This window comes from Vannielia litorea, assembly GCF_900142295.1.
Classification (GTDB): Bacteria; Pseudomonadota; Alphaproteobacteria; order Rhodobacterales; family Rhodobacteraceae; genus Vannielia; species Vannielia litorea.
The window spans coordinates 1,439,399-1,464,971 of record NZ_FSRL01000001.1 but is presented as its reverse complement, the minus strand read 5'-3'; the positions used below and the strand labels follow the sequence as shown (position 1 = coordinate 1,464,971).

Genomic DNA, 25,573 nt, shown 5'->3' with positions numbered 1-25,573 from the left:
ACGGGCCAGAGGGGCAGATACAGGTGCTGGACTGGTACGACACCGTCTTCGAGCTGATCGACATGCGGTCGTTCTCGAACCTGTGGTACTGGATCGCCCTCGCCGTCGTCTGGTCGACCTCCTCGCATTTCGTGCTCGGCGTGCCCTGGGATCTGGTGCAACGGGCAAGGCGCCAGGGCGGCGAAGCCGAGGCCGACCTGCACGACATGGTCCGGGTCAACGTCAACCGCATCCTCTACATCGCCGACCAGGCCGGGCTCTGGCTCATCGGCATCGTCTTCTTCACACTCACGTCGCTGGCGATCATCGGCTTCTGGTATGGCTCCGAGTTCAGCCAGGCCGTGTTCCTGCTGGCCGCCCCCATGAGCCTGGTGCTGGGCCTGGGCGTGCGCTGCGCCCGCGGCATCCGCGCCGCCGATGGCGACGGCCTCTATGGCCGGATGCACCGCCACCGGTTCACCACGCAGGTGATCGGCATGCTCTCGATCTTCGTCACCGCGATGTGGGGCATGTGGCAGAACCTCTCGATCGGCGCGATCTGAGGCGGGGGCGGAGTGGGGGCGCTGCCCCCACACCCCCGAGGTATTTGGACCAAGAAGAGGGGGCAGGTTGACTTCGGCCCCCGGCGGGGTAGTTGGAGCCTCCTGATGAGAGAGACGACGCGCATAACCCTGGGCGGCGCGCCCGAGGGATTCGACGCCCTCCTGATCGCCCGCGAGCTGGAGCGCGGCGCGCCCGTGGTGCATTGCGCCCGCGACGACAAGCGCCTGGCCGAGATGCGCGCGGCACTGGCCTTCTTCGCGCCGGGCGTGCCGGTCATCGAGTTTCCCGGCTGGGATTGTCTGCCCTACGACCGGGTCTCGCCCAACCCTGACATCTCGGCCCGCCGGATGGCCACGCTTTCGGCGCTTGCAGGCGGCATGACGGGCCGCTTCGTGCTGCTGACCACGCTCAACGCGGCGACCCAGCGGGTGCCGGCGAAGGCGCTCGTGGCGGCCTCCAGCTTCGTGGCGACCGTAGGCGAGCAGGTGAACGAAGATGCGCTACGCAGCTTCCTCGTCCGCATGGGCTTTTCCCAAGCACCCACCGTGCTCGAGCCTGGCGACTTTGCCATTCGGGGCGGCATCATCGACATCTTTCCGCCGGGCGAGGGCGGCCCGGTGCGGCTCGATCTCTTCGGCGATATCCTCGACGGGGCCCGCCGCTTCGACCCGGTCACCCAGCGCACGACCGAAAAGCTCACCCGCATCGAGCTCTCGCCCGCCTCCGAGGTGGTGCTGGACGAGGCCTCGATCACCCGCTTCCGGCAGAACTACCGGATCGAGTTCGGCGCCGCCGGTTCCGACGATCCGCTCTACGAGGCGGTGAGCGCGGGCCGCAAGCACGCCGGCTTCGAGCACTGGCTGCCGCTCTTCCACGCGCGCCTCGATACGCTCTTCACCTATCTGCCCGAGGCCGCGGTGATGCTGGACGACCAGTTCACGCCGGCCCGGCTCGCCCGGTGGGAGAGCATCACCGATAGCTACGACAACCGCCGCGAGGCGGCCAGCTCCAAGGCCCGGCTCGGCGGCAGCTACAAGGCCGCACCGCCCGCCGGCCTCTACCTGAACGATGCGGCCTGGGAGGCGGAGATGCAGGGCCGCCGGGTGATCCAGCTCTCGCCGCTGCCGCAGAGCACCGGGCCCGGCGTGCTGGACGCGGGCGGCCGGATCGGCCGCAACTTCTCGCCCGAGCGCCAGCAGGAAAACCTCAGCCTTTTCGGCGCCTTGAAGACCCATGTCGAGGCGCAGCGCCGGCAGGGGCAAGTGGTGATCGCCTCCTATTCCGAGGGCGCGCGCGAGCGGCTCGCGGGGCTGATGGCCGACGAGGGGCTGGACGGCGCCACCCCGATCACCGACTGGCGCGACGTGCCGGAGGGCAAGGGCGGCGTCTTTCTCGCGATCTGGCCGCTGGAGCACGGCTTCACCGAGCCGGGCCTCACCGTGATATCCGAGCAGGACGTGCTGGGCGACCGGCTCATCCGCGCGCCCAAGCGCAAGCGCCGGGCCGACAACTTTCTGACCGAGGCGCAAAGCCTCAGCCCCGGAGACCTCGTGGTGCATGTCGACCATGGCGTCGGCCGCTACATGGGCCTCGAGGTGGTCAACGCGCTCGGCGCCGATCACGAGATGATCCACCTCGAATATGCCGAAGCCGCCCGGCTCTACCTGCCGGTGGAGAACATCGAGCTGCTCTCCCGCTACGGCCACGAGGAGGGCCTGCTCGACAAGCTGGGCGGCGGCGCCTGGCAGGCCAAGAAGGCCCGCCTGAAGGAGCGCATCCGAATCGCCGCCGAAAAGCTCATGCGCACCGCCGCCGAGCGGCTTCTGCGCAAGGCGCCCGTGCTCGAGCCCATCCCCCACGCCTGGGAGGAGTTCTCGGCCCGCTTCCCCTATACCGAGACCGACGACCAGCTGAAGGCGATCGCGGAGGTGCTGGAAGATCTCGAAGCCGGCCGCCCGATGGACCGGCTCGTGTGCGGCGATGTCGGCTTTGGCAAGACCGAGGTTGCCATGCGCGCGGCCTTCGTTGCGGCCATGCAGGGCAAGCAGGTGGCCGTCATCGCCCCCACCACGCTGCTCGCGCGCCAGCACGCGAAGGGCTTCGCCGAGCGGTTCCGGGGCTTTCCGCTCAAGGTGCGCCAGCTCTCCCGCTTCGTGTCTGCCAAGCAGGCCGCCGACACCCGCAAGGGGCTGGCCGACGGCACGGTCGATATCGTCATCGGCACCCATGCCGTGCTGGCCAAGACAATCCGCTTCAAGGACCTGGGCCTGCTCGTCATCGACGAAGAGCAGCACTTCGGGGTCGGGCACAAGGAACGGCTGAAGGAAATGCGCTCCGACATCCACGTGCTGACCCTCACCGCCACCCCGATCCCGCGCACGCTGCAACTCTCGCTCACCGGCGTCCGCGACCTCAGCATCATCGGCACGCCGCCGGTCGACCGCCTCGCCATCCGCACCTATGTGTCGGAGTTCGACGCGGTCACCGTCCGCGAGGCGCTCCTGCGCGAGCACTACCGCGGCGGCCAGAGCTTCTACGTGGTGCCGCGCCTCACCGACCTGCCCGAGATCGAGGACTTCCTGAAAACCCATGTGCCCGAGGTCAGCTACGTGGTGGCCCATGGCCAGATGGCGGCGGGCGAGCTCGACGACAAGATGAACGCCTTTTACGACGGCAAGTTCGGCATCCTGTTGGCCACCACCATCGTCGAGTCGGGCCTCGACATCCCGACCGCCAACACCATGATCGTGCACCGCGCCGACATGTTCGGCCTGGCCCAGCTCTACCAGATCCGGGGCCGGGTGGGCCGCGCCAAGACCCGCGCCTATGCCTATCTCACCACGCGCCCCCGCATGCCGCTCACCGACAGCGCGCAAAAACGCCTGCGGGTGCTGGGCTCTCTCGACAGCCTCGGCGCCGGCTTCACGCTTGCGAGCCAGGATCTCGACATCCGCGGCGCCGGCAACCTCGTGGGCGAGGAGCAGTCGGGCCATGTGAAGGAAGTGGGCTACGAGCTTTACCAGTCGATGCTGGAAGACGCGATCGCGCGCATCAAGTCCGGCCAGTTCGACGGGCTGACAGATGACGACGGTCAATGGGCCCCGCAGATCAACCTTGGCGTTCCTGTCCTGATTCCAGAGGCTTACGTGCCCGACCTTGATGTGCGCCTGGGGCTCTACCGCCGCCTGTCGTCGCTCACCACCAAGGTCGAGCTGGAGGGCTTTGCCGCCGAGTTGATCGACAGGTTCGGCCCGTTGCCGAAAGAGGTGAACACCCTGATGCTGATCGTCCGCATCAAGGCGATGTGCAAGCGCGCGGGCATCTCCAAGCTCGATGGCGGGCCGAAGGGCGGCACCGTGCAGTTCCACAACGACAAGTTCGCCAACCCGGCCGGCCTCGTGGAGTTCATCCAGGCGCAGAACGGCATGGCGAAGATCCGCGACAACAAGCTCGTGGTCCGGCGCGACTGGGAGAAGGCCAGCGACAAGATCAAGGGCGCCTATGCGATCGCCCGCGACCTGGCCGACAAGGTGAAGGCAAAGGCGTAAGCGCCTGCTACTTGTCGGGATTTCCCATCCAGAGCATGATCCCGAGCGCGATGAGGCCCGAGATCAGGCAGCCCAGGATGAGCGGCGTCGTCGTGCCGTCGAAGAACTGCCCGATGGGCGTTCCGACGGCCACCGCGAAGGCGGTGCTGACCGACCCGATCACCGAAGTCGCGGTGCCCGCGAGCCGGCCCATCGGCTCGAGCGCCAGGGCGTTCAGGTTTCCCATGGTCAGGCCCATCTGGTAGAAGAGGGTGATGACCCAGATCAGGTAGACCACGAAATGCGCGGTGGAGGCCTGCGGCGTGAACTGCGTGATCACGAGCGCGGAGATGCTGATGAGAGCCACCCCCACCAGGGCCCGGATGACCATCCCCCGCATGCCCACCGTCATCACGAACCGCGCGTTCACAAAGCTCGAGGTGCTGGCACAAAGCGCGATCACGGCAAACCAGAGCGCAAAGCTGTCTGCCTTGCCGAAGACCTCGTCAAAGACCGGCTGGGTGGTGGAGAGGATCGTGAGAAGTTGTGCAAAGATAAAGATTTGCACGGCGATGGTAAAGCGCACTGTCCGGTCGGAGATCACCGTCTTCACGTTCTGCCAGAGCGGCCCCGCCCGAAACGGCACGCGCGCCTCATGCGGCAGGGTCTCGGGCTGACGCAGCAGGAGCCAGAGCGACGAAACCCCGATGAAGAGCACGAACATCAGGAAGATCGCGCGCCAGCCGAACGCCGCGATGATGCCCTGGCCGATCAGCGGCGCAACGGCCGGAAAGAGCGAGAACACCAGGAAGATGAAGCTTACCAACCTGGCCATCTCCCGGCCCGCGTATTGGTCGCGCACGATGGCCAGCCCGACGATTCGCGGGCCCGCGGCCCCGAGCCCCTGGATCACCCGCGCGGCCAGGAGCAGCTCCAGCGTGGGCGCCGCCCATGCGAGCAGGGAGCCGCCGATGTAGAGCCCGGCGCAGGCAAGGATGGTGGGCTTGCGGCCATAGGCGTCGGAGAGCGGGCCGGTCACCAGCGTGCCGATCCCCATGCCCAGCATGAAGAAGGTGATGATGAGCTGTGCCCGGTTCGGCGCATCGGCGGTCAGCTCCTCCACGATGGTCGGCATCGCGGGCAGCATCGCGTCGGTCGAAAAGGCGATTGTGGCGAAGAGCATCGCCATGAGCGCGGTAAACTCGGTGCGGCTCAGCTTGCCCCCGGCCGCCGCGCGCTCGGAAAGGCTCACCGAAGCGTTCCGATCTGGCCGTTGATCTCTTCGATGAGCTTCAGCCACAGCTCCGGCGGCTGCGACCCCGGCACCACGTGCTGACCGGCGATGATATGGGTCGGCACCGCGGTGACGCCGCGTTCGCGGGCATGGGCGTCGCGGGCCCGGATGTCATCGGCATCGGCATCGCTCTCCAGCAGGCGGCGGATCACGGCGGCATCGCAGCCGGCGGAATCCGCGATATCGGCCAGAACCTCCGGGTCCTCGATATCGCGCCCCTGCATGAAGTATGCTTCGAAGAGCATTGAAACTACAGGGATTTGCCGTTGCTCCAGACCGGCCCAATGGATCACCCGATGAGCATCGAGCGTGTTCGGCGTGCGCTCTATGGTGGCCAGGTTCAGCATCAGCCCGGCCTCTTCGGCCGCCTCCGCAATCCGGCCATAGACCTTCACCGCCTGCTCCTTGCCGCCGAACTTGGCTTCCAGGTAGCTGCGCCGGTCCATCCCGCCCTTGGGCATGTCGGGGTTCAGCTGAAACGGGTGGTACTCGATGGTAAACGGGTTCTGCGGTGCCTCCGCCAGGGCGCGGTCCAGCAGGGTCTTGCCGACGAAACACCAGGGGCAGATCGGGTCGGAGAAGATGTCGAGCTTGATCATGGGAGTGGTTTGTCACGCCGCGCGCGCGGGGAAAAGAGCGAAAGCAGTGCGTCTACGCAGGGTCGAGAGGCCGGTGGCGCAGGAGCGTCCGGTTGATCTTGCCGTTGGCGTTGGAGGGCAGCGCCTCTATCCGGGTGAAGACGCGAGGGCATTTGTACCGCGCGAGCCGACTGGCGGCGAAATCGGAAAGATGCGATTCATCAATGCCTTCCGGTCCGACATAGAAGCACCGGATCACCGTGGTGCCGGGCTTCACTTCGGCCTCCACCGCAGCGGCGGCGATGATGCCGGGGTGGTCCGTCATCGCGGCCTCCACCTCCAGCGGCGACACCCGGTAGCCGCCCGCGTTCATCATGTCGTCGTTGCGCCCCAGGTAGGTGATGGCGCCGTCCGGCCCCTCCGCCACCGTGTCGCCGGTCAGAAACCAGTCGCCGTCATGGCGGGCCGCGGTCTCCTCGGGTGCGTCGAGATAGCCCAGCATCAGGCCGGGATCGCTGCGGTGAATGGCCAGGTGCCCGTCCTCGCCCACCCGGATCCGCCGTCCCGGCTGCGGGTATCCGCTGGCCCCCTCGGGCGCGGGCCGTGCCGGGCTACCCGACACATAGGTGGAGCATTCCGACATGCCGAGCGCCTCGTAGATCTCCGTGCCCGTCGCCGCCGTCCAGGCCGTGCGGGTCGCCTCGGGCAGCTTCTCACCCGCAGACAGGCCATGCCGCAGCTTCGGCGCACGGATCTCGGGGACCTGCCTCAACATCTGCCGGTAAACCCCGGGTGCAGCGGCAAAAAGCGTGGCGTCATGGCGAGCCATCAGCAGCGGCAGCTGTTCCGGCTTGACCCCGGCGGCGGGGATCACGGCCGTGGCCCCGCGCGCCCAGGGGTCCATCAGCCCGGTGCCCAGCGTATAGGTCCAGTTGAAGGCGCCGGCGTGAAGCATCCGGTCGTCCTCGCGCAGGTCGTACCAGCCCTCCCACATCATCCGCCGCGCCCAGACGGCGCGATGCGCATGCATCACGCCCCGCGGCCTGCCGGAGGTGCCGGAGGTGTAGATGACGTAGCCCAGCCGCTCCGGGTCGCCCATCTGCGGCGCCACCTCGCCCTCCATCTCGTGCAGGGCAGCCTCGGGCAGCACCGGGGCAGGGTGCGCGGGCAGCGGCACCTCCGCGCCGGCGATCACCAGGGCCGGGCGCAGGTCGGCGGCGATGGCGGTGATCTCGGGCACGGTCAGGGCGGCGGAGGTGGGCACCGGCACCAGCCCGGCCCAGAGCGCGCCCAGATAGGCCAGCGGAAATTCCACCGTGTTGCCCAGCCGCAGCAGCACCCGGTCGCCGGGTTGCAGGCCATGGCCAAGGAGCCCGGCCGCAATCGCCGCCACATGGGCCCGGATCTCGCCATAGCGCCACCGCTGCGCCTTCGCCGGTCCGGCGATCACCAGGGCCGTCTTGCCGGGGTTTTCCCGCGCGGCCTCAAGCACATAGGCGGCCATGTTGAAGGGAGAGGGGCAGGGGGCCAGCATGTGAATTCTGCTAGCCCTCCCCGAGCCCGCTTGCAAGGCCCTCCGCGCGCCCCTAAACCGGCGATCCATGGGAAACGACCCGAAGAGCCTGATCCGCATCGCGCGGGAAAGCGGTCAGCAGGCCGAGGCCGCGCCGCTCGATCTGGGCGAGCGGGTGCGGAGCCTGCGCACCGCGCAGGGCTGGACGCTCGAGCAGGCCGCCCGCCAGGCAGGCCTTGCCCGCTCGACGCTGTCGAAAATCGAGAACGGCCAGATGTCGCCCACCTATGACGCGGTAAAAAAGCTCGCCGAGGGCCTCAAGATCTCGCTGCCCCAGCTCTTCACGCCCCCGGCCGAGGAAAAGGTCAACGGCCGGATGGCGATCACCAAGGCCGGCGAGGGCGACCACCAGCTTACCCCCACCTATGAGCACGACCTGCTCGGCTCACAGCTGACGCAAAAGAAGATGCTGCCTTACCGCGCCCGCATCCGTGCCCGCCGGATGGAGGAGTTCTCCGGCTGGGTCCGCCACGACGGCGAGGAGTTTCTCTACGTGCTGACCGGGGTGATCACGCTCTACACCGAGTTCTACGCGCCGGTGGAGCTGCGGCGGGGCGACAGCGCCTATTACGACGCCACCATGGGCCACAACGTGGTGTCGGTCAGCGACGAGGATGCCACCATCCTCTGGGTCACGTCTCTGGTCTGAGGTCAGGGGGCGGGCGCCGGGCCGTCAGGCAGCCTCGGGCCGGGTCATCGCGCAGCGCCCGAAGCGCATCAGCATGTCGTCCACCCCTTCCTCGGCCTCGCGCAGCGTAAGGTCGTGGGTCGCCGCGAGATAGGCCACGAAGAGCGAGCGGTTGCCGCGAAAGCGCTGCAAGGCGACCGCATCGACATGTGGGTAGAGCGCCGTGATCTTCGGCAGGGCATCCGCCCAGTTCTCGAAGAGCTGTTTCCAGGCCATCGATAATCCTCCCAAGTCTTCCGGAGCGTAGCGCATTATCCGATTCCCATCAATTCGCGTCGTGGTTGATGGGCGGAAAGGCTAGGAACGGTTACTTAACAGGCGGTTAACGACCGAGCGGAAACCCCGCCGGGATCACTCCTCCCACCACCAGACGTCAGGCAGGAACCCGGCCCAGTCGCCATAGGCGGGCAGGTGGTCGGCGTTGTATTTCATCTGCTTCTTGAACGCGAGCCGCGCCTCGGGGCTGTACCAGATCGGGATCACGTAGCGCCCCGCCGTCAGCACCCGGTCGAGCCCGCGCACGGCGGCCAGAAACACCTCCCGGTCATCGGTCTCGAGCATGGCTTTCACCATCGCCTCGGCGGCAGGCGAGTTCATGCCCATCCAGTTGCGGCTTCCGGGCTCGGTCACGCCCTGGGAGCCCCAGTAGAGGATCTGCTCGTTGCCGGGCGACATGCTCAGGGGCCGGGTGTACCAGGTCATCTCGAAGTCATAGGCGTCGGTGCGCTCCTTGTATTGTGCCCGGTCGATCGCCTCGATGGTCACCTGCATCCCCAGCCGCTTCAGCGCCTCCACGTAGAGCTCGGCGATGTTGGCGGGCTGCGGCGCACCGGTCTGAAGCAAGATCTCGAAGGCAAAGGCCTCTCCCGCCTCGTTGCGCAGCACGCCCGCGTCATCCACGCGCCAGCCGGCCTCGTTGAGCAGGTCCATCGCGGCGCGCAGGTTGGCCCGGTTGCGCACGCTGCCGTCGCCCACGGGCAGCGTGTAGCCCTCCAGCGTGCCCGGCGGCAGATCGGCCGCAAAGGGCGCCAGCAGCTCGGCCACCTTGCCCTGCGCCGGGCCGGGCTGCATCGCCAGCTCGGAGTTGCAGAAATAGGAGCAGATCCGCGGATCGCCGCCGTCGTTCAGCTTTTCGGAGATGAACTCGTAGTTGAACGCGAGGATCATCGCCTCGCGCACGCGCCAGTCGGCAAAGAGCGGCAGCCGGGTGTTCATCACCAGCCCGGTGATGCCCGAGGGGCGCTTGTGCGGGATCATCGCCTTCACCACGTCGCCCGACTGCACGCCCGGAAAGTCGTAGGAGCTGTTCCACTTGGCCACGTTGTTCTCGCGGTTGTAGCTCAGCTCGCCCGCCCGAAACGCCTCGAAAGCCACGTCGCCATCGCCGAACCACTCGTAACGCAGGGTGTCGAAGTTGTGCTGCCCGCGATAGAACGGCAGGTCCTTGCCCCACCAGTCGGGGTTGCGCTTGAGCGTGATCGAGCGGCCCGGGTCGATGTTGTCGATGACGTAGGGCCCCGAGCCCACCGGCACCCGCATCGAGGCCTCCTCGAAGTCCACGCCCTCCCAATCGGCCTTCTTCAGGATCGGGCGCATGCCCATCAGCAGGGCCAGTTCGTTGTCGGCCTCGTTGAAGGTGAAGCGCACGCCGCGCTCGCCCACCTTCTCCATGCTGGCGACCTTGCCCCAGGCGGTGTGGTAGCGCGGGTGGCCCAATGTGCCGAGGGTCTCGTAAGACCACATCACATCTTCCACCGTCAGCGGCGAGCCGTCGTTGAACTTCGCCTCCGGCCGCAGGGTGAACTCGACCCACTCGCGGTTCGGCCCGGTCTCCACCGTCTCCGCCAGCACGCCGTAGAGCGTGAAGGGCTCGTCCTGGCTGCGCCCCATCAGGCTCTCGAAGCCGAAGGTCTGCCAGGCCCAGGGCGCACGGCCCTTGAGGATGAACGGGTGCATCGAGTCGAAACTGCCGATCTCGCTCTGCACGTACTCCCCGCCTTTCGGCGCGTCCGGATTGACATAGGGCAGGGCGGCAAAATCGGGCGGCAAGGCCGGCTCACCATACATCGCGATTCCGTGCTTTGGCTCCGCAGAGACGAATCCCCCCGCGACAACCAGCGCCGCTATCGCGCAAACCCGTGATGTGGTTCGGAAAAAATCATAGGCCATATTGGCAACAATCCCTGTCTGCCCTTGTTTATTTGACCGAAATCCTAACGGCGGAGTTCAGCCTTTTCAAACTTTTACCTTGGACATACGCGGCGGAACGCGTATAAAGAGGGCACTGCTCGATAGGTTTCTTGCCTGTATGAAACCTGCCTCAATAACTTGCGCCCGCCTTGTGCGGGCGCTTTTTTTTTGGCCCGATGTCCGGCATGGATCCGGAGCGGCTTCGCGGCTGAAATCGGCTGGACCGCCGCCTATCACGGCACCCGCCACAGGCTCAATCACAAGCGTCGCCCGCAGGGCAGCCTTCCGGTCACGAAGCCGCGAGCGCACGCACCCCCAGGCCCCGACATTCTGACGCAGGGCCGGACCCCGGGGTGACATTCCCCGTTTCCTTTGCAGGTGCAGCATCTATGCTCCGCACCAACGGAATTTCGCACAAGGAGAAGAGCGATGTCTCTCAAAGGCAAGACCGCCGTCATCACCGGGTCCAACTCCGGCATCGGCCTTGGCGTGGCGCGGGCCCTGGCCGGCGCCGGCGCCAACGTGGTGCTCAACTCGTTCACCGACCGCAAGGAAGACCACGCGCTCGCCGAGGAGATCGGCCGCGCCCACGGTGTCGAGGCCCGCTACATCAAGGCCGACATGTCCAAGGGCGACGAGTGCCGCGCGCTGATCGAACAGGCCGGCGCCTGCGACATCCTGGTCAACAACGCCGGCATCCAGCACGTCGCCCCGATCGACGAGTTCCCGGCCGAGAAGTGGGATGCGATCATCGCCATCAACCTCAGCTCCGCCTTCCACACCATCGCCGCCGCCCTGCCGATGATGCGCAAGGCGGGCTGGGGCCGGGTGATCAACATCGCCTCCGCCCATGGCTTGCGCGCCTCGCCCTTCAAGTCGGCCTACATTTCCGCCAAGCACGGCATCGTCGGCATGACCAAGACGGTCGGCCTCGAGACCGCCCGCGAGAACATCACCGCCAACGCCATCTGCCCCGGCTACGTTCTGACCCCGCTGGTCGAGTCGCAGATCCCCGACACCGCCAAGGAATACAAGATGAGCGAGGATGAGGTGGTCGAAAAGGTGATCCTCCAGAAGCAGCCCTCCAAGGAGTTCGTCACCGTCGAGCAGCTGGGCGGCCTCGCCGTCTTCCTCTGCTCCGACCACGCCTCCCAGATCACCGGCACCACGATCAGCGCCGACGGCGGCTGGACGGCGAGCTGAGATGGCCGGCAAGAAGAAACTTGCAGTCAATCTCGCACTCCAGGGGGGAGGGGCCCATGGCGCCTTCACCTGGGGCGTGCTCGACAGGCTGCTTGAAACCGGCGATTTCGAGGTGGCGGCGATCTCCGGCACCTCCGCCGGGGCGGTCAACGGCGCGGCGCTGAAGGCCGGCCTGGTGCGCGGGCTGGCCAGTGGCGACGTGGACGAGGGCAACCGCCTGGCCCGCGCCAACCTCGATTGGCTCTGGGAGCAGATGGGCGCACTGCCCGACAACGCGCTCACGCAATGGCTCGCGCCCTTTGCCCCGCCCGCCGAGGTGGTCAGCCGGATGATCGAGTTCTCGCCGCTCTACTGGATGAGCGAAACCGCCGCCCGCATCGCCTCGCCCTACAGCCTGGGTCCGCTCTACGACAACCCGCTGCGCAAGGTCGTCGAAGCCTTCGATTACACCCACGTCTGCCACGCGAGAGGCCCCGATTTCTTCGTCTCCGCCACCAACGTCCGCACCGGCCGCATAAGGGTGTTTCGCGGCGAGGAGATCACCGCCAACGTGATCCTCGCCTCTGCCTGCCTGCCCACCGTCTTCCGCGCCGTGCAGGCCAGGGATCCGGTCACCCTGACCGAGGAGTTCTGGTGGGATGGCGGCTACACCGGCAATCCGGCACTGTTTCCGCTCTACGCCCGGCACCTGCCCGACGACGTGATCATCATCAACATCAACCCGCTGGAGCGCGAGGAACTGCCCCAGACCCCGCAGGACATCGCCAACCGGGTGAACGAGATCAGCTTCAACGCGGCGCTGATGAGCGAGTTGCGCGCCATCGCCTTTGCCCATCGGCTGATCGAGAGCGGCACGCTGGCCGAAGGGGCGATGAAGAACGTCCGCGTCCACATGATCTCGGACGACGACCTGATGAACGACCTATCGGTGGCCACCAAGACCGTGCCCAATCCCTATGTCATGAGCGAGCTGAAGGAGGCCGGCCGCCGCGCGGCAGCGCGCTTCCTCAGCGAGCATGGGCCGAAAGTCGGCAAGGAGAGCAGCATTGATCTCGCCGCGATCTACGGCGACGGGTTGGGCCGCACCTTCGACCACTGAGCCATGCCAAAGGGCCGCGGCGGATGCCTCCGCGCGGCCCGCAGCCCTGCCGGCCGGTCAGCTCAGTTGGCGATACCGACCCCGAAGAGGATGAGCGCGGCGATCGGCACGATGATGTCGTGGCTGCCCGCCGCAGCGGTGTCGGCGGCAATCGCATCACGGCTCACGAGCGCCTCGGGCGCACCGGTGCCGGCATCGGCGGTCACGGTCGGCTCCATGATCGGCTCTTCGAGATTGCCGGCGAAGGCGGGCACGGCGAGGGTGGCGGAAAGAAGGCCTGCAACAATATGCTTCATCGGGATTTTCCCATTTTTTGTCTGCTCACGGCGAACTTAGGGAAAATCATTCAACCTGCAACGGAGGCGCTTGGGTCAGCCACAAGATGTGGCGGTAATGTCGCAGAATTGCCGCAATGGGTGGCGGGCAGGGCCGGTCAGGCCGCGCCCTTCTTCTTCTCCACCTCGCTCACCGCCTCCGCCGCGCCGGGTAGGGCCGAGGGGATCTTGTCGGAGGGGTAGACGAGCCCTGCCGAGATCACCAGCTTGGCCGCATCTTCCACCGACATGTCGAGGATGATCACATCCGAGCGCGGCACGAAGAGCAGAAAGCCCGAGGTCGGGTTCGGCGTGGTCGGCAGGAAGACCGAGAGCATGTCCTCCTCCGGCGGAGCCTTCTTGGCGATTTCACCCTTGGCCTTGGTGGAAATGAAGGCAATCGCCCAGATCCCGTTGCGCGGATACTGCACGAGACAGGCCTTGTCGAAGGTGGTCTCGGTCTGGGCAAAGACCGTCTCCGCGATCTGTTTCAGCCCGTTGTAGATGGAGCGAACCACCGGCATCCGGTCCACCAGGCTCTCGGCCCATCGCAGGAAGGAGCGCCCCAGAAATCCCTTGGCCATCCAGCCCACGAAGACCGTGAAGAGCAGGAAGACCACAACGCCGACGCCCCGGATGTTCACCCGGATCGGCTCGCAGCCCTCGCAGTTGAAGAAGCGGTTCACCAGGGTTTCGGGGTGATAGCCGCCCGGCACGAAGGGCATCACCACGCCATCGACCCAGCCGACGACCGTCCAGATCAGCCAGATGGTGACCGCAACGGGGCCGACGACGACGAGGCCGGTAAAGAACGACGACCGAAGCCCCGCGAGCCAACCGGGGCGCCGGTAGGGTTTGGGGTCGAGCGGATTGTCATGGTGCGGTGGCGTTTTTGCCATCTTGTTTCGGGCACTCCCTGGGCGAATGCATCAGAAGTATGCGCGGGCAGCAGGCCCGACAAGGGTTCAGCACGGGAACGAAGTCGTCAACGCGCCGATTCCGCCCGGATTTTGATGATTTCGCCTGCGATTTCGGCAGCGAGCCGGGCGTTGTGGCGCACCAGCGCGATATTGGCGGTCAGGGATCGCCCCCCGGTGGCATGAAAGATCCGGTCGAGCAGGAAGGGAGTCACCGCCTTCGCCGCGATCCCCTGCGCCTCGGCAGCGGCAATCGCCTCGGCGATCACGGGCGCCAGTTCCTCCGCCGCGATCTCGGCTTCAGCCGGGATCGGGTTGGCCACCAGCTGGCCACCCTCCAGCCCCATCTTCCCGCGCATCACATGCGCGGCCGCCACCTGGGCCGCGGAGTCGGCCCGCAGCGGCGAGGCCAGGCCCGAGCGGCGTGACCAGAAGGCCGGCACCTCGTCCTGCCCCATGGTAATGACCGGAACGCCAAGGGTCTCCAGAACTTCCAGCGTCTTGGGAATGTCGAGGATCGCCTTGGCCCCGGCGGCAACCACGCTCACCGGGGTCTTCGCCAGCTCCTGAAGGTCGGCCGAAATGTCGAAGCTCAGCTCGGCCCCACGATGCACGCCGCCGATCCCGCCGGTCGCAAACACCTCGATCCCCGCCAGCCGGGCACCGATCATCGTCGCCGCCACCGTGGTGGCCCCGGTGCCGCCGGTCGCCATGCAATGGGCCATGTCGGCGCGGGAGAGCTTGGCCACGCCGCGGGCCTGCCCGAGCGCATCGAGCTGCGCGTCGCCCAGCCCGATGCAAAGCGTGCCCTCCAGCACCGCGATGGTCGCGGGCACCGCATTGCCCGCGCGAATGTCATTCTCCACCTGCCGCGCCGTCTCCACGTTCTGCGGGTAGGGCATCCCATGGGTGATGATCGTGCTTTCCAGCGCCACGACCGAGCGGTTTTCGGACAGCGCGTCAGACACTTCCGGCGACATATTCATCTTCACAGTCGGGTCTCTCCAGATACGTAGGCCGCGGTCACGGCCTGGGCATGGGCCAGCGCCTCGACCCGGTCCTTGCCCTCGGCCTCGGCGGCGATGTGGGCCGCCATGAACGTGTCGCCCGCGCCGGTCACGCGTTCCACCATCACCGGCGGCGGGCTGGAAACGTGGCAGGCTTCGGCGGAGGCATCGCAGGTCGCCGCGCCGCCGTCGGTCACCAGCACCCGGCCCGCGCCGCGCGCCACCAGCGCCCGTGCGGCGCTCTCGGCATCTTCGAACACCCGCTGCGCCAGCAACCCGGCCTCCTCGCGGTTGAGGTAGAGCGTGGTGCCGCCATGGCCCAGCAGCGGCAGCAGCCTCTCGGCCTTGCCGGGCGAGGCGGGCGCCACCCGCAGGTCGGCGGCGGCAAACAGCGGGCTCTCGGCGATCTCGGCCAGCAGCGTCTCGGTCAGGTTGCCATCGAGCGCGATCAGGCCGGGGTAGGGGGCCTCGGCGCTCCCCAGCCGCCCGTCGCGCAGCGGCGCCAGGATCCGGTCGCCCGCGGCTTCGAGCGAATGGGCATCCGCCAGCGCCGCCACCAGCCCGCCTGCGCCCTCGATCGCCATGTAGGTGTCGGTCGGCAGATCATCGGAGCGGTGCAGATAGGCGGTGTCGAGCCCCAGGAGCTTGCAGCGTGCCACCAGCTCGTCGCCCGGCCCGTCACGGCCCACGGAACTCAGCAGCACCGGAGACAGGCCCGCGCGGCGCAGCGCCATGGCGATGTTCAGCGCCACGCCGCCCGGAATACGGGAGATCCGCCCCGGCACGTCCGCCCCCAGCCGCATCGAGGCGGGGGTGCGGCCGATCACGTCCCACAGGACGGAGCCGATGCAGAGGATGGAGGGCGCAGCCATGCCGCCTTGTCGCCGCAAGCGCGGGCACAGGCAAGACCCTGCCGCAGGTTTCGCAGGCTACTTCCAGTCCTCGGGCTGCATCTCGGGGTCTTCGAGCATCTCCTCGAACCGCAGGATCGCCTGGGCCGGCGGCATCGAGCTGGGCATCGGCACCACCGAGCCATCGTGCAGCACCGCGATGGGGCCGGTGCCCGGCATGGTGTCGTTCGGGTCGCCCGAGGCCAGGAAGGCACGGGTGTTGTAAAAGAAGATCCAGCCATAGGTCCGCTCCAGCGTGCGGTCCTCCTCGATGACAAAGTCATGGTCGCTGTCCTTGAAGATCTCCTCCTCGACCAGCGCCCTTGCCGCCTCTTCGGTAATCCGTTCCCCGGCCATCACTCCCGCTCCCGGCTCAAGGCACAATGCCCCAGCCAACATTGCTGCCGCCATCGCCATTGTAGCGCGTGTTCGCGCGTCCTGCATCGGTGATCACCTCTCTCCGGTTTCCGGGGCCCCAGTCCTGGCTCTCGACGATGCCCACGGTGCCGCCGTCATTGGCCATCACCACAACATGGCTGCCGCCGCCCGAGTAGCGGATCCCCACGATTGCCCGCGTGCCCGGCCCGCCGGCCTGCACCGCGTCGAAGGCATCCTGAAAGCTCGAGTTCCAGCCCAGCGTGGTGCCGTGCCGGGCCTCGATATCCGAGAACAGACCGTCCCGCGTGGCCGGGGCCACGGCGTTCGGGTCGGTCCCGTCGAGCCGGTCCAGCACCGCGTCGATCGAGTTGCCGCAGTTGACCACGCTGCCCGAGGGGTTCACCCCCATGGCGGCGCTCTGCAACATCGTGCCCGGCACATAAACCAGCCCGATATGCACGGTCGGGCAGCCCGAGGTGATCGCGCCGCCATGCGAGCAGGGGTCGCCCATGCGGGCGGCGGGCAGGTTGTTGACCAGCACCGTGGGCGATCCGAACACGATGATGTCGGGCGGGCCCACGCAGAACGCCTTGTCGGTCTGCCGGGCCTGCGGCATGTTGCAGGTGATCACGTTGATCGAACAGGTCGGAAGGATCGGCCCGCCCACATGCGGAATGGGAGGCACCCCCGGGGTCACCATCGGGCAGGCATGAAAATCCAGCAGTCGGGCTGCAAACACCATGGGCACAGGGCCTTTCGGTAAAAGCGGTCGTCGTCAAAAGGGCGTCAAGAAGGCGTCGTCTCAAATTCTACCTGAAGGATACCACAGCCGGGTCCGTTCACCTAACGCCGAAAGGAAGCGGGCAGGGGGGTTGCAACATTCCGCCACCGGGTGTAGATGCGCGCACACTTCACAGGCGGGGTTTGGGCCCTGCGGGGAGACATCCCGCAAAGGTCCGCCGGTTGGGCATCTGCCCTCACTCCCCGCCGAGGCGCGAAACCGGAAAAGGACATTGGACATGGCGCTCCCTGATTTCTCCATGCGTCAGCTGCTTGAAGCTGGCGTTCACTTCGGTCACCAGACCCAGCGGTGGAACCCCCGCATGGGCGAGTTCATCTACGGTGACCGCAACGGCATCCACATCATCGACCTGACGCAGACCGTTCCCATGCTGGACGCCGCGCTCAACGTCGTGCGCGAGACCGTTGCCAAGAACGGCCGCATCCTCTTCGTCGGCACCAAGCGTCAGGCCCAGCGCCCGATCGCCGAAGCCGCCGAGAAATGCGCGCAGTACTACATGAACCACCGCTGGCTCGGTGGCACGCTGACCAACTGGAAGACCGTCTCCCAGTCGATCCAGCGCCTGAAGGCCATCGACGAGGAGTCGGCGATGGGCTTTGCCGGCCTCACCAAGAAAGAGCGCCTCGGCATGGAACGCGAGCAGGCCAAGCTGCAGGCCTCGCTCGGCGGTATCCGCGAGATGGGCGGCCTGCCCGACCTCCTGTTCGTCATCGACGTGAACAAGGAAGACCTGGCCATCCTCGAGGCCAAGAAGCTCGGCATCCCGGTCGTGGCCGTGGTCGATACCAACTGCTCGCCCGACGGTGTGGATTACATCATCCCCGGCAACGATGACGCAGCCCGCGCCATCGGCCTCTACTGCGACCTCGTGGCCCGTGCCGCGCTCGACGGCATGACCGCCCAGATGGGCGCCGCCGGCGTCGACATCGGTGCGCTCGAAGAAGCCGCCGTCGAAGAGGCCCTGGCCGCCGAGGCCGCCGCGGCCGAAAAGGCGCCCACCGAGGCCGCCGCCGAAAGCTGAAACGAGGCGAGGGCAGGGGGCCCTGCGCTCCCTGCCCGCACTGTCATCAAACCGACAAACGGGCGGTGCTAAAGCCGCCCGGACCCTTATTCAATAAGATCTCCCGAAGGAGCATGACATGGCTGTTACCGCTGCAATGGTGAAAGACCTCCGCGAAAAGACCGGCGCGGGCATGATGGACGCCAAGAAGGCGCTGACCGAGACCGACGGCGACATGGAAGCCGCGATCGACTGGCTGCGCACCAAGGGCCTCGCCAAGGCTGCCAAGAAATCCGACCGCACCGCCGCCGAGGGCCTCGTGGCCGTCGAAGTCGAGGGCGGCAAGGGCGTGGCCGTCGAGGTGAACTCCGAAACCGACTTCGTGGGCAAGAACTCCGAGTTCCAGTCCATGGTCGCCGGCATCGCCAAGGTGGCGCTCGGCGTCTCCGACGTGGAGGCCCTGAAGGCCGCCGACATGGGCGGCAAGCCGGTCTCCGAAGTGCTGACCGACAAGATCGCCACCATCGGCGAGAACATGAGCCTGCGCCGCATGGCCGCCGTCGAGGGCGACCAGGTGGTGAGCTACGTCCACAACGCTGCCGCGCCCGGCATGGGCAAGATCGGCGTTCTCGTGGCCCTCAAGGGCTCCAACGAGGAGTTCGGCAAGCAGGTCGCGATGCACGTCGCCGCCGCCGACCCGCGCCCGGCCGCGCTCAACGAGAGCGAGCTGGACCCGGCGATCGTCGACAAGGAGCGCACGGTGCAGATGGACATTGCCCGCGAGAGCGGCAAGCCCGAAGCGGTGATCGAGAAGATGATCGAAGGCCGGATGAAGAAGTTCCTCGCCGAGATCACCCTGCTCAACCAGGCTTTCGTGATGAACCCCGATGTGACCGTCGCCCAGGCGGCCAAGGAAGCCGGTGTCGAGATCGTCGGCTTCGTCCGCCTCGAAGTCGGTGAAGGCATCGAGAAGAAGCAGGAAGACTTCGCAGCCGAGGTGGCCAAGGCCGCCCAAGGCTGAACCTGCCTTCCGACCCATGTCGAAAGGCCGTCGCACTCCGGTGCGGCGGCCTTTTTCTTGTCCTGGGGGATGGCCCGAAGGCCTGTGGCGCGGCCCCTGGGAAGGGCCGCACCACAGAGACCGAGCAGGGCTCCGTGTCTTTCGGGGATGAGGACATACGGTCCCGCTCGGGGTGCCGACCTGGGAGGTGGAAAATTCACCCCCAGGCCGACGATCCGGTTTCCCGGAGCGGCACGGCGTGCCCAGTATCGTGGGCCTGCCGCACTGCAAGTTCCTTGGCTAATGCCACCACTCACGGAACGGGATGAATTTGCCAATTACCTTTACGGAAAGGAAGCGGCACAGCGGCGGACCGTGAGACTTTTCACGGTAGTTTCACGGGGCCTCGCAGCGGCGCCCGCCTCAGGCCGATCGCGGGTGCGCGACCTGGTAAATCTGGTTCAGCATGCTGGCCTTCAGAACCGCCTGGGCCGTGGTTTCGACCCCGAGCGACTCACGGGCGAGTCGCAGGTGTTTCTCCACCGTCGAGGGCGTGAGCCCCATGATGAGCGCGATGTCGGCGGTCGTCTTCCCGTCGCCGACCCATTCCAGCACCTCGCGCTGGCGCGGCGTCAGAGCCCGCCGGGCGCTCATCCGGGGCAGGGTGGTGATCTTGAGATGCGCCACGTTGTTGAGCGCCCAGATCTCGCGGCCATGCTCCGCCCAGAGCGCATCCAGATCGTCATGTTCGACGCCGGGCGCAAGCCCCAGCCCGATCCCCGCGCGGGTGCGCTGGCTGGTTTGGGGAAAGCTCAGGGTGATCCCGGCCACCAGCCCGTAGGCCATGTTGAGCTCGTGCACGCGCATCTCGTCGCTGTCCAGCAGCCCGGCTTCGGCGCGCTCGGCATTCCAGCGCCACGACCGCGCGCCGACGTTGTCGATGCCCCAGCGCACCATCGGCGCATGAAAGTAGAGACCGGTCTCGAGGAAGGCCCGCATGTATTCGGGGTCGAAGGAGGTCAGGATCGTGATGTCCTCGCGGTCGCCGAGATTCTGACCGGACCGATGGTTGGTGTAGCCGTAAAACAGGCGCGTAAACCCGAAACGGGCCATGGCTTCACTCAGGCAGACCCAGAGTTCCTCGACGTCGCGGCAGGCGACAATCCGTTCAACGGTATCCAACATCAGTTTACAAACCGCTCGCGCACCAGCATCGCACGCAACGTCCCTCGTTACCCCATGGGTGACCTAAGATGTGCTACGCGCAATGTCGAGAAATCCGGCGCGGTTCTGCGCGGTTTTGTTGTGATTTGGTTAATTCGTGAATAAGTTGTGTAAAAGTTGCCGCAGGGCGAAAGGTGTTTTGTTTCCGCCGGTTGCCAGATGGCGCTGTATCTTCCAATATTACATAATACTGATTATGGGTCTTTTGAATGCCACCAACTGGGCCCGGTCTCACCCCCCCTTCCTGCGCCTGGCGCCCGCGCGCCGCATCCTGGCCCACACGCGCCGCAGCAAAGACCGGGCCGAAGCAGCCGAGGACCACGGCGAGCGCATGGGTGCGCGCATGCGTCACGCCTGAAAGCACCAGTTTCTCAGGGGCTTACGGATCTCAGATGATCCTTTCCCTCGGCACGCAGCACCGCCGGGCTGCCTTGAAGGTGCAGGATGCGCCCCGTCAGCCGCGTGGCCTCCTCCCGCGCGTGGGTCACCAGCAGCACCGCGGGTCGCACCTCGGCGATGAGGCGCTCGGTGAGCTGCATCATGCCCTCCGCCGTCTCCGGATCGAGCGAGACGAAAGGCTCGTCCATCACCAGCAGCTGCGGCCGCCCGGCAAAGGCCCGTGCCAGCGAGAGCCGCCGTTGCTGCCCGAGCGAGAGCTGGCCCGGAAAGAGCTCCGCCTTGTCCCCGATCCCCACCTTTTCCAGCGCCACCCGCGCGGCTGCCTCGGGCAGCTCGCGATGCACCAGAGTGAGGTTCTGCAATGCCGTCCGCCAGGGCAGCAGCGTGGGCTCCTGAAACACCATGCCCATGCGCTCGGGCCGGTCCACATGGCCCTCGAACTGCCGGTCGATCCCCGCCACGATCCGCAGCAGCGTGCTCTTGCCCACGCCGGAGGGGCCCAGCACCGCAACGGCCTCCCCCTGCCCCAGCGTGAAGCCCAGCTGCCCCAGCACCTGGCTCTGGCCGAAGCTCTTGCGATGGATCTCGACCGCGATCATGCCAGCCGCCACCGGCGCACACGGCGCTCCCAGGGTTGCAGCACGACCCATTCCACCACCAGCATGACCGCGATGAACGAAAAGGCATAGACCAGCACCATCGGAACGTCGAAGAGCTGAAAGTAGAGATGAATCTTGAACCCCACGCCCGAAGACCGCCCGAGGAACTCCACCACCAGCACGATCTTCCAGACCACCGCGATGCCTGAGCGCGCCGCTGCCGCCATGTAGGGCGCAAGCTGGGGCAGCACAACGTGGCGCAACCGGTCCTGCCATCGCATCCGGTAGACACCCGCCATCGCGTCGAGGTCCGGCGAGAGCGCCCGCGCGCCCTCTCTTATGACCGTGGTCACATTCGGGATCTTGTTCAGCGTCACCGCCGCGATGGCCGCCGCCTCGGTCAGGCCGATCCAGAGGTAGCACAGCACGATCAGCACCAGCGCCGGCAGGTTCAGAAACACCACCAGCCAGGGGTCCAGCCACTGGTTCACCCGCTCGCTGCGCCCCATCACGAGCCCCAGCAGGCAGCCGATCGACATCGCAAGCGCAAAGGCCCAGGCCACCCGCAGCAGCGTGTGGCCCAGGTGATAGGGCAATTCCCCCGATGCCAACGCCGTCAAGAAAGGCCGCACCAGCGCCCAGGGCTGCGGCAGCACGGTGGCGTCGGCCGTCAGGCCCGCCGCGACGATCCAGAGGCCCGCAAGCCCCCCGAGCGACGCCAGCGTGGCGCCGACCCCCGCCCTCATGCCCTACTCACCATCGAGAAACAGCCCGTCCGGCAGCGATGTGGCCTGCCCCACCAGCTCCGCGCCGCCCAGTTCGGCCATCACCACGAGAAACGCATCTGCCCCGTCCCGGCTCACCGGACGGTCGGCCGGGATCCCGGCGATGAAATCGGCCTTCAGCGTCTCGAACTGGGCCTCGGTCTGCACATTCATCTGGTCGCGCAGCGCCTCCCAGGCTGCCGGATCATGGGCGAGCAGGTCCTTGGCGTCACGCGACGCGCGGTAGAGCGCGTGCCCGAGTTCCGGGTGCGCGGCCAGAAAGCTCTCTTTCAGCACGTAGCCCAGCAAGGGCGTATCCGGGTCGAGCCCAAGCGCCTTGCTGGCGGTTTCCACCGAGATCAGCTCCCGCATTCCCGCCGCCTTCATCTTGGCCAGGAAGTGCCAGAAGTTGATCGCCCCTCCGGTCTCACCCGACAGCCCGGCCTTGAAGATCAGCGGCGGCGCCCCGAACACCTGTTCGGTCTCACCGGCAAGATCCATCCCGTATGCCTGCGTGGCATAGGCTCGCAGGATGAGCCAGCTCTTGTCGAGCGGCCCGCCGGCAATGCCGATCCTGGCGCCCTTGAGGTCTTCCAAGGTCTGCGCGGTGCTGCCTGCCGGCACCACCAGCCCGCCCACCGCCTTGGAATAGGGAACAACCACATAATCCCGGCCCGCCGCCCGCTGCCGGGCCGCCCAGATCCAGTCGGCCACCACCACGTCGGCGGCATCGCCCTCCAGCGCCACCCGTGTGGCCCCGTTGTCGGCGTAGCTCTGGATCTCGAGGGTGAACCCGTGCTTCTCGTCGAGCCGGTTTTCCTTGATGGTGGCAAGCTCCCAATTGACCGTGCCGATCTCCAGCGTGGCCAGCCGGATCACCGGAAGGTCCTGCGCCAGCGCCTGTACGGCCCCGGCCGCCACCGCCACCCCCGCGAGGGCCAGCGTTCTCAACCTTTTCATCTCGTATCTCCCGGCGTGAAGGGCCCTGCCCCGCTTCTACGGGATGCACGCCCGGATGGGGAGGCCCTTCGGCCCGCGCGCCGGTTTCGATCCGTGCCGCATCGCGCATGATGTCTTGCCGCTGTTTGCCCCCAAGGGAGCGCTCGGCGGCGCCCTCTACTGCGCGGGCCTCATGCGATAAACCGCACCCTCGCCGACCGACAGAAACCAGATCGTCCCGTCCGGCGCCTCGCGCACGTCGCGCACCCGGCTGGTCTCGCGCGTCTCGATCCGCTCCAGCTCGGTGCGCCCGTCGGCAGACAGTCTGGAGATCATGTCGAACTTCAGGCTCCCGACAAAGACCTGCCCCTTCCACTCCGGCCAGAGCTTGCCGGAGTAGAACATCAGGCCGGAGGGCGCGATCGAGGGGTCCCAGTAACGCACCGGCTGCTCCATGCCGTCCTTGGCCGTGCCCTCGCCGATCCGTGCGCCCGAGTAGTGCCGCCCGTAGGAGATCACCGGCCAGCCGTAGTTGGCGCCCTTCCGCACCAGGTTCAGCTCGTCGCCGCCCTGCGCGCCATGCTCTACCACCCAGAGCCGCCCCTGCCCGTCCAGCGCCGCGCCCTGCGGGTTGCGGTGGCCGTAGCTCCAGATCTCCGGCTGCGCGCCCGCGCGTCCGGCAAAGGGGTTGTCCTTCGGTACCGTGCCATCGCGTGCCAGCCGCACCACCGAGCCGTTCTCCCGGCTCAGGTCCTGCGCCGCGGGCCGGTCGCCGCGCTCGCCGATTGTGAGGTAGATGAGCCCATCCGCCCCCTCCACGATTCGCGAGCCAAAGTGCCGCCCGCCGCTGGAGCCCGGATCCATCTCGTAGATCACCTCGAAGCCCTCCAGCGCCGTGCCGTCGGCGCTGAGCCGGCCCCTCCCCAGCGCCGTGCCGGCACCACCGCCCTGCGCCTTGGCGAAGCTCACGAACACCTCGCGGCTCGTGGCAAAGTCCTTTGGCACCATGATGTCGAGCAACCCGCCCTGCCCGCTGTCATAGACCTGCGGCACACCGGAGACCCTTTGCGCCTTGCCGTTTCTGACCAGGGTCAGATCGCCGCCCCGCTCGGTCACCAGAAAGCCGCCGCCCGGCATGAAGGCCAGCCCCCAGGGCTCGTCGAGCCCCGCCATGATGCGCTCCATGCGAACCCCCTGCCCAAAGGCCGCCGCCCCGGTCAGCGCCATTACACCGGCCACGATCAGCCCTGCCATCCGTCCTGTCATCGCAAATCTCCCGTTTCCGCAAAGCTAGCCCGGCACCGGCGAGCGGCCCATTCAACTTTCCGCAAGGTCCCCCGCAAACCCCCGCTTTCCAAAGCGCATTTCCCGGTCTAGGCTCTCGCGCAGGACAATGTTCCAACAGGGAGACCCACAATGAAAAAACTGATCCTCGCCACCACCGCGTTGGCCGCGCTCGCCGGCCCCGCTCTGGCGGCAAGCCACGGCAACGAAGTCAAGCTCGGCATCATGCTGGGCTTCACCGGCCCGCTCGAATCGATCACGCCCGCCATGCGCGACGGCGCCATGATGGCGATCAAGGAGGTGTCCGACAGCGGCGCACTGCTTGGCGGCACCACCGTCACCGCCGTCGAGGCCGACTCGACCTGCATCGACAGCGCCGCCGCCACCGCCGCCGCCGAGCGCCTGATCACCTCTGACGGGGTGATGGGCATCATGGGCGCCGACTGCTCCGGCGTGACCGGTGCCGTCCTGACCAATGTCGCCATGCCCAATGGCGTCGCGATGATCTCGCCCTCGGCTACCTCGCCGGGCCTCTCCACCGCCGAAGACAACGACCTGTTCTTCCGCACCGCCCCCTCCGACGCCCGCCAGGGCGTGGTGATGGCCGAGGTGCTGAAGGAAAAGGGCATCATGTCGGTGGCGCTGACCTACACCAACAACGACTACGGCAAGGGCCTCGCCGACTCCTTCCAGGCCGCCTACGAAGAGGCCGGCGGCAGCGTCACCCTCTCGGCGGCCCACGAGGACGGCAAGGCCGACTACTCCGCCGAAGTCGCGGCGCTGGCCTCCGCCGGCGGTGACATGCTGGTGGTCGCGGGTTACGTCGACCAGGGCGGTCGCGGCATGATCCAGGCGGCGCTCGATACCGGCGCCTTCGATGCCTTCTTCCTGCCCGACGGCATGTATGGCGACAGCCTCGTCGAGGTGTTCGGCGACGGGCTCGACAACACCATCGGCTCGGTTCCCGGCAACGACAGCCCCGGCAACGCCATGTTCACCGAACTGGCCGGTGCCGCCGGATTCGATCCCACCTCCTCCTACACCGGCGAAAGCTACGACGCCGCCGCGCTCCTGCTTCTCGCGATGCAGGCCGCCGGGGCGACCGACGCCGAAACCTACAAGACCAAGGTGATGGACGTGGCCAACGCTCCGGGCGAAAAGATCTATCCCGGCGAGCTGCAGAAGGCGCTGGAACTGATCGCCGCGGGCGAAGACATCGACTACGTCGGTGCCACCGCCGTCGAGCTGATCGGATCGGGCGAGGCCGCGGGCAACTTCCGGATCTACGGGTTCGAGGGCGGCGAGCGCAAGACGCAGGAATACCGCTAAGCACATCGGCCGGCCCGGGCGAACCACGCGTT

Annotated in this window: 24 protein-coding genes; 8 read left to right on the top strand and 16 right to left on the bottom strand. The window is 67.1% G+C overall.

All coding sequences use genetic code 11. The features are described from left to right. Nucleotides 1–26 precede the first annotated feature (26 nt). Together BUR94_RS07275 and mfd are read left to right on the top strand one after the other, a co-directional pair. Entirely contained in the window at nt 27–542 is a 516-nt protein-coding gene (locus tag BUR94_RS07275) for a component of SufBCD complex (protein WP_074257622.1), read from the top strand. Between the two features lie 105 nt (nt 543–647). Then, nucleotides 648–4,091, top strand: coding sequence for a transcription-repair coupling factor (mfd, locus tag BUR94_RS07270; protein WP_074255549.1), 3,444 nt, complete (start codon nt 648–650; stop codon nt 4,089–4,091). A gap of 7 nt (nt 4,092–4,098) precedes the next feature. Here mfd and BUR94_RS07265 read toward each other — a convergent pair whose 3' ends face one another. Genes BUR94_RS07265 through BUR94_RS07255 form a run of 3 tightly spaced genes read right to left on the bottom strand, consistent with a single transcriptional unit; the run spans nt 4,099 to nt 7,476 of the window. Continuing rightward, on the bottom strand, nt 4,099–5,322 hold the full coding sequence (locus BUR94_RS07265) for a multidrug effflux MFS transporter (RefSeq protein ID WP_245794401.1): 1,224 nt from the start codon (nt 5,320–5,322) through the stop codon (nt 4,099–4,101). Then, on the bottom strand, nt 5,319–5,963 hold the full coding sequence (locus tag BUR94_RS07260) for a DsbA family oxidoreductase (protein WP_074255548.1): 645 nt from the start codon (nt 5,961–5,963) through the stop codon (nt 5,319–5,321). The genes BUR94_RS07265 and BUR94_RS07260 overlap by 4 nt, the downstream gene beginning before the upstream one ends. Nucleotides 5,964–6,015: 52 nt before the next feature. Then, on the bottom strand, nt 6,016–7,476 hold the full coding sequence (locus tag BUR94_RS07255) for a class I adenylate-forming enzyme family protein (RefSeq protein WP_074255547.1): 1,461 nt from the start codon (nt 7,474–7,476) through the stop codon (nt 6,016–6,018). A 67-nt stretch (nt 7,477–7,543) separates the two neighbouring features. Here BUR94_RS07255 and BUR94_RS07250 point away from each other — a divergent pair, with 67 nt between their 5' ends. Continuing rightward, the gene (locus BUR94_RS07250; RefSeq protein ID WP_074255546.1) at nt 7,544–8,164 is read left to right on the top strand and encodes a helix-turn-helix domain-containing protein; all 621 of its coding nucleotides are present in this window, start codon (nt 7,544–7,546) and stop codon (nt 8,162–8,164) included. Between the two features lie 24 nt (nt 8,165–8,188). On the opposite strand, the gene BUR94_RS07245 is transcribed toward BUR94_RS07250, so the two are convergent. Both BUR94_RS07245 and BUR94_RS07240 read right to left on the bottom strand, forming a co-directional pair. Continuing rightward, nucleotides 8,189–8,419, bottom strand: a complete 231-nt coding sequence (locus BUR94_RS07245; RefSeq protein WP_074255545.1) for a hypothetical protein — start codon at nt 8,417–8,419, stop codon at nt 8,189–8,191. Between the two features lie 135 nt (nt 8,420–8,554). Further along, a complete protein-coding gene (locus tag BUR94_RS07240; RefSeq protein ID WP_074255544.1) occupies nt 8,555–10,372 on the bottom strand; it encodes an extracellular solute-binding protein in 1,818 nt (605 codons plus the stop codon). A gap of 450 nt (nt 10,373–10,822) precedes the next feature. On the opposite strand from BUR94_RS07240, the gene BUR94_RS07235 reads away from it, so the two are divergent. Both BUR94_RS07235 and BUR94_RS07230 read left to right on the top strand, forming a co-directional pair. Further along, entirely contained in the window at nt 10,823–11,596 is a 774-nt protein-coding gene (locus tag BUR94_RS07235; RefSeq protein WP_074255543.1) for a 3-hydroxybutyrate dehydrogenase, read from the top strand. A gap of 1 nt (nt 11,597) precedes the next feature. Further along, on the top strand, nt 11,598–12,695 hold the full coding sequence (locus BUR94_RS07230) for a patatin-like phospholipase family protein (RefSeq protein WP_074255542.1): 1,098 nt from the start codon (nt 11,598–11,600) through the stop codon (nt 12,693–12,695). A 62-nt stretch (nt 12,696–12,757) separates the two neighbouring features. Here the strand turns inward: BUR94_RS07230 and BUR94_RS07225 are convergent, their stop codons facing one another. From BUR94_RS07225 to BUR94_RS20645, 6 genes are all read right to left on the bottom strand, one after another. Continuing rightward, entirely contained in the window at nt 12,758–12,991 is a 234-nt protein-coding gene (locus tag BUR94_RS07225) for a hypothetical protein (protein WP_074255541.1), read from the bottom strand. 137 nt (nt 12,992–13,128) lie between these two features. Beyond that, the gene (locus tag BUR94_RS07220; RefSeq protein ID WP_074255540.1) at nt 13,129–13,908 is read right to left on the bottom strand and encodes a DUF502 domain-containing protein; all 780 of its coding nucleotides are present in this window, start codon (nt 13,906–13,908) and stop codon (nt 13,129–13,131) included. An 86-nt stretch (nt 13,909–13,994) separates the two neighbouring features. Next, nucleotides 13,995–14,912 (bottom strand): pseudouridine-5'-phosphate glycosidase, encoded by a 918-nt coding sequence (locus tag BUR94_RS07215; RefSeq protein WP_074257620.1) that lies wholly within the window; start codon nt 14,910–14,912, stop codon nt 13,995–13,997. 2 nt (nt 14,913–14,914) lie between these two features. Beyond that, nucleotides 14,915–15,805 carry a PfkB family carbohydrate kinase gene (locus BUR94_RS07210; protein WP_074255539.1) on the bottom strand — a complete coding sequence of 297 codons (891 nt, stop codon included), beginning with the start codon at nt 15,803–15,805 and terminating at the stop codon, nt 14,915–14,917. Between the two features lie 57 nt (nt 15,806–15,862). Then, nucleotides 15,863–16,180 (bottom strand): YrhB domain-containing protein, encoded by a 318-nt coding sequence (locus BUR94_RS07205; protein ID WP_074255538.1) that lies wholly within the window; start codon nt 16,178–16,180, stop codon nt 15,863–15,865. A gap of 16 nt (nt 16,181–16,196) precedes the next feature. Further along, nucleotides 16,197–16,943, bottom strand: a complete 747-nt coding sequence (locus BUR94_RS20645) for a PAAR domain-containing protein (protein ID WP_074255537.1) — start codon at nt 16,941–16,943, stop codon at nt 16,197–16,199. 277 nt (nt 16,944–17,220) lie between these two features. On the opposite strand from BUR94_RS20645, the gene rpsB reads away from it, so the two are divergent. Then, the gene (gene rpsB / locus BUR94_RS07195; RefSeq protein WP_074257619.1) at nt 17,221–18,024 is read left to right on the top strand and encodes a 30S ribosomal protein S2; all 804 of its coding nucleotides are present in this window, start codon (nt 17,221–17,223) and stop codon (nt 18,022–18,024) included. 118 nt (nt 18,025–18,142) lie between these two features. Next, on the top strand, nt 18,143–19,024 hold the full coding sequence (gene tsf, locus BUR94_RS07190) for a translation elongation factor Ts (protein ID WP_074255536.1): 882 nt from the start codon (nt 18,143–18,145) through the stop codon (nt 19,022–19,024). Between the two features lie 402 nt (nt 19,025–19,426). Here tsf and BUR94_RS07185 read toward each other — a convergent pair whose 3' ends face one another. The 5 genes from BUR94_RS07185 to BUR94_RS07165 all read right to left on the bottom strand — a co-directional run bounded on the left by BUR94_RS07185 (nt 19,427) and on the right by BUR94_RS07165 (nt 24,194). Then, nucleotides 19,427–20,188 (bottom strand): helix-turn-helix transcriptional regulator, encoded by a 762-nt coding sequence (locus tag BUR94_RS07185; RefSeq protein WP_074255535.1) that lies wholly within the window; start codon nt 20,186–20,188, stop codon nt 19,427–19,429. Between the two features lie 410 nt (nt 20,189–20,598). Beyond that, nucleotides 20,599–21,225, bottom strand: a complete 627-nt coding sequence (locus BUR94_RS07180; RefSeq protein ID WP_074255534.1) for an ABC transporter ATP-binding protein — start codon at nt 21,223–21,225, stop codon at nt 20,599–20,601. Further along, on the bottom strand, nt 21,222–21,971 hold the full coding sequence (locus BUR94_RS07175; RefSeq protein WP_074255533.1) for an ABC transporter permease: 750 nt from the start codon (nt 21,969–21,971) through the stop codon (nt 21,222–21,224). The genes BUR94_RS07180 and BUR94_RS07175 overlap by 4 nt, the downstream gene beginning before the upstream one ends. 3 nt (nt 21,972–21,974) lie before the next feature. Then, nucleotides 21,975–22,949, bottom strand: coding sequence for an ABC transporter substrate-binding protein (locus BUR94_RS07170; RefSeq protein ID WP_074255532.1), 975 nt, complete (start codon nt 22,947–22,949; stop codon nt 21,975–21,977). Between the two features lie 156 nt (nt 22,950–23,105). Then, complete coding sequence (locus tag BUR94_RS07165) at nt 23,106–24,194, bottom strand: PQQ-dependent sugar dehydrogenase (protein WP_074255531.1); 1,089 nt, start codon at nt 24,192–24,194, stop codon at nt 23,106–23,108. Nucleotides 24,195–24,344: 150 nt separating this feature from the next. On the opposite strand from BUR94_RS07165, the gene BUR94_RS07160 reads away from it, so the two are divergent. Beyond that, a complete protein-coding gene (locus tag BUR94_RS07160) occupies nt 24,345–25,541 on the top strand; it encodes an ABC transporter substrate-binding protein (RefSeq protein ID WP_074255530.1) in 1,197 nt (398 codons plus the stop codon). Nucleotides 25,542–25,573: the final 32 nt, after the last annotated feature.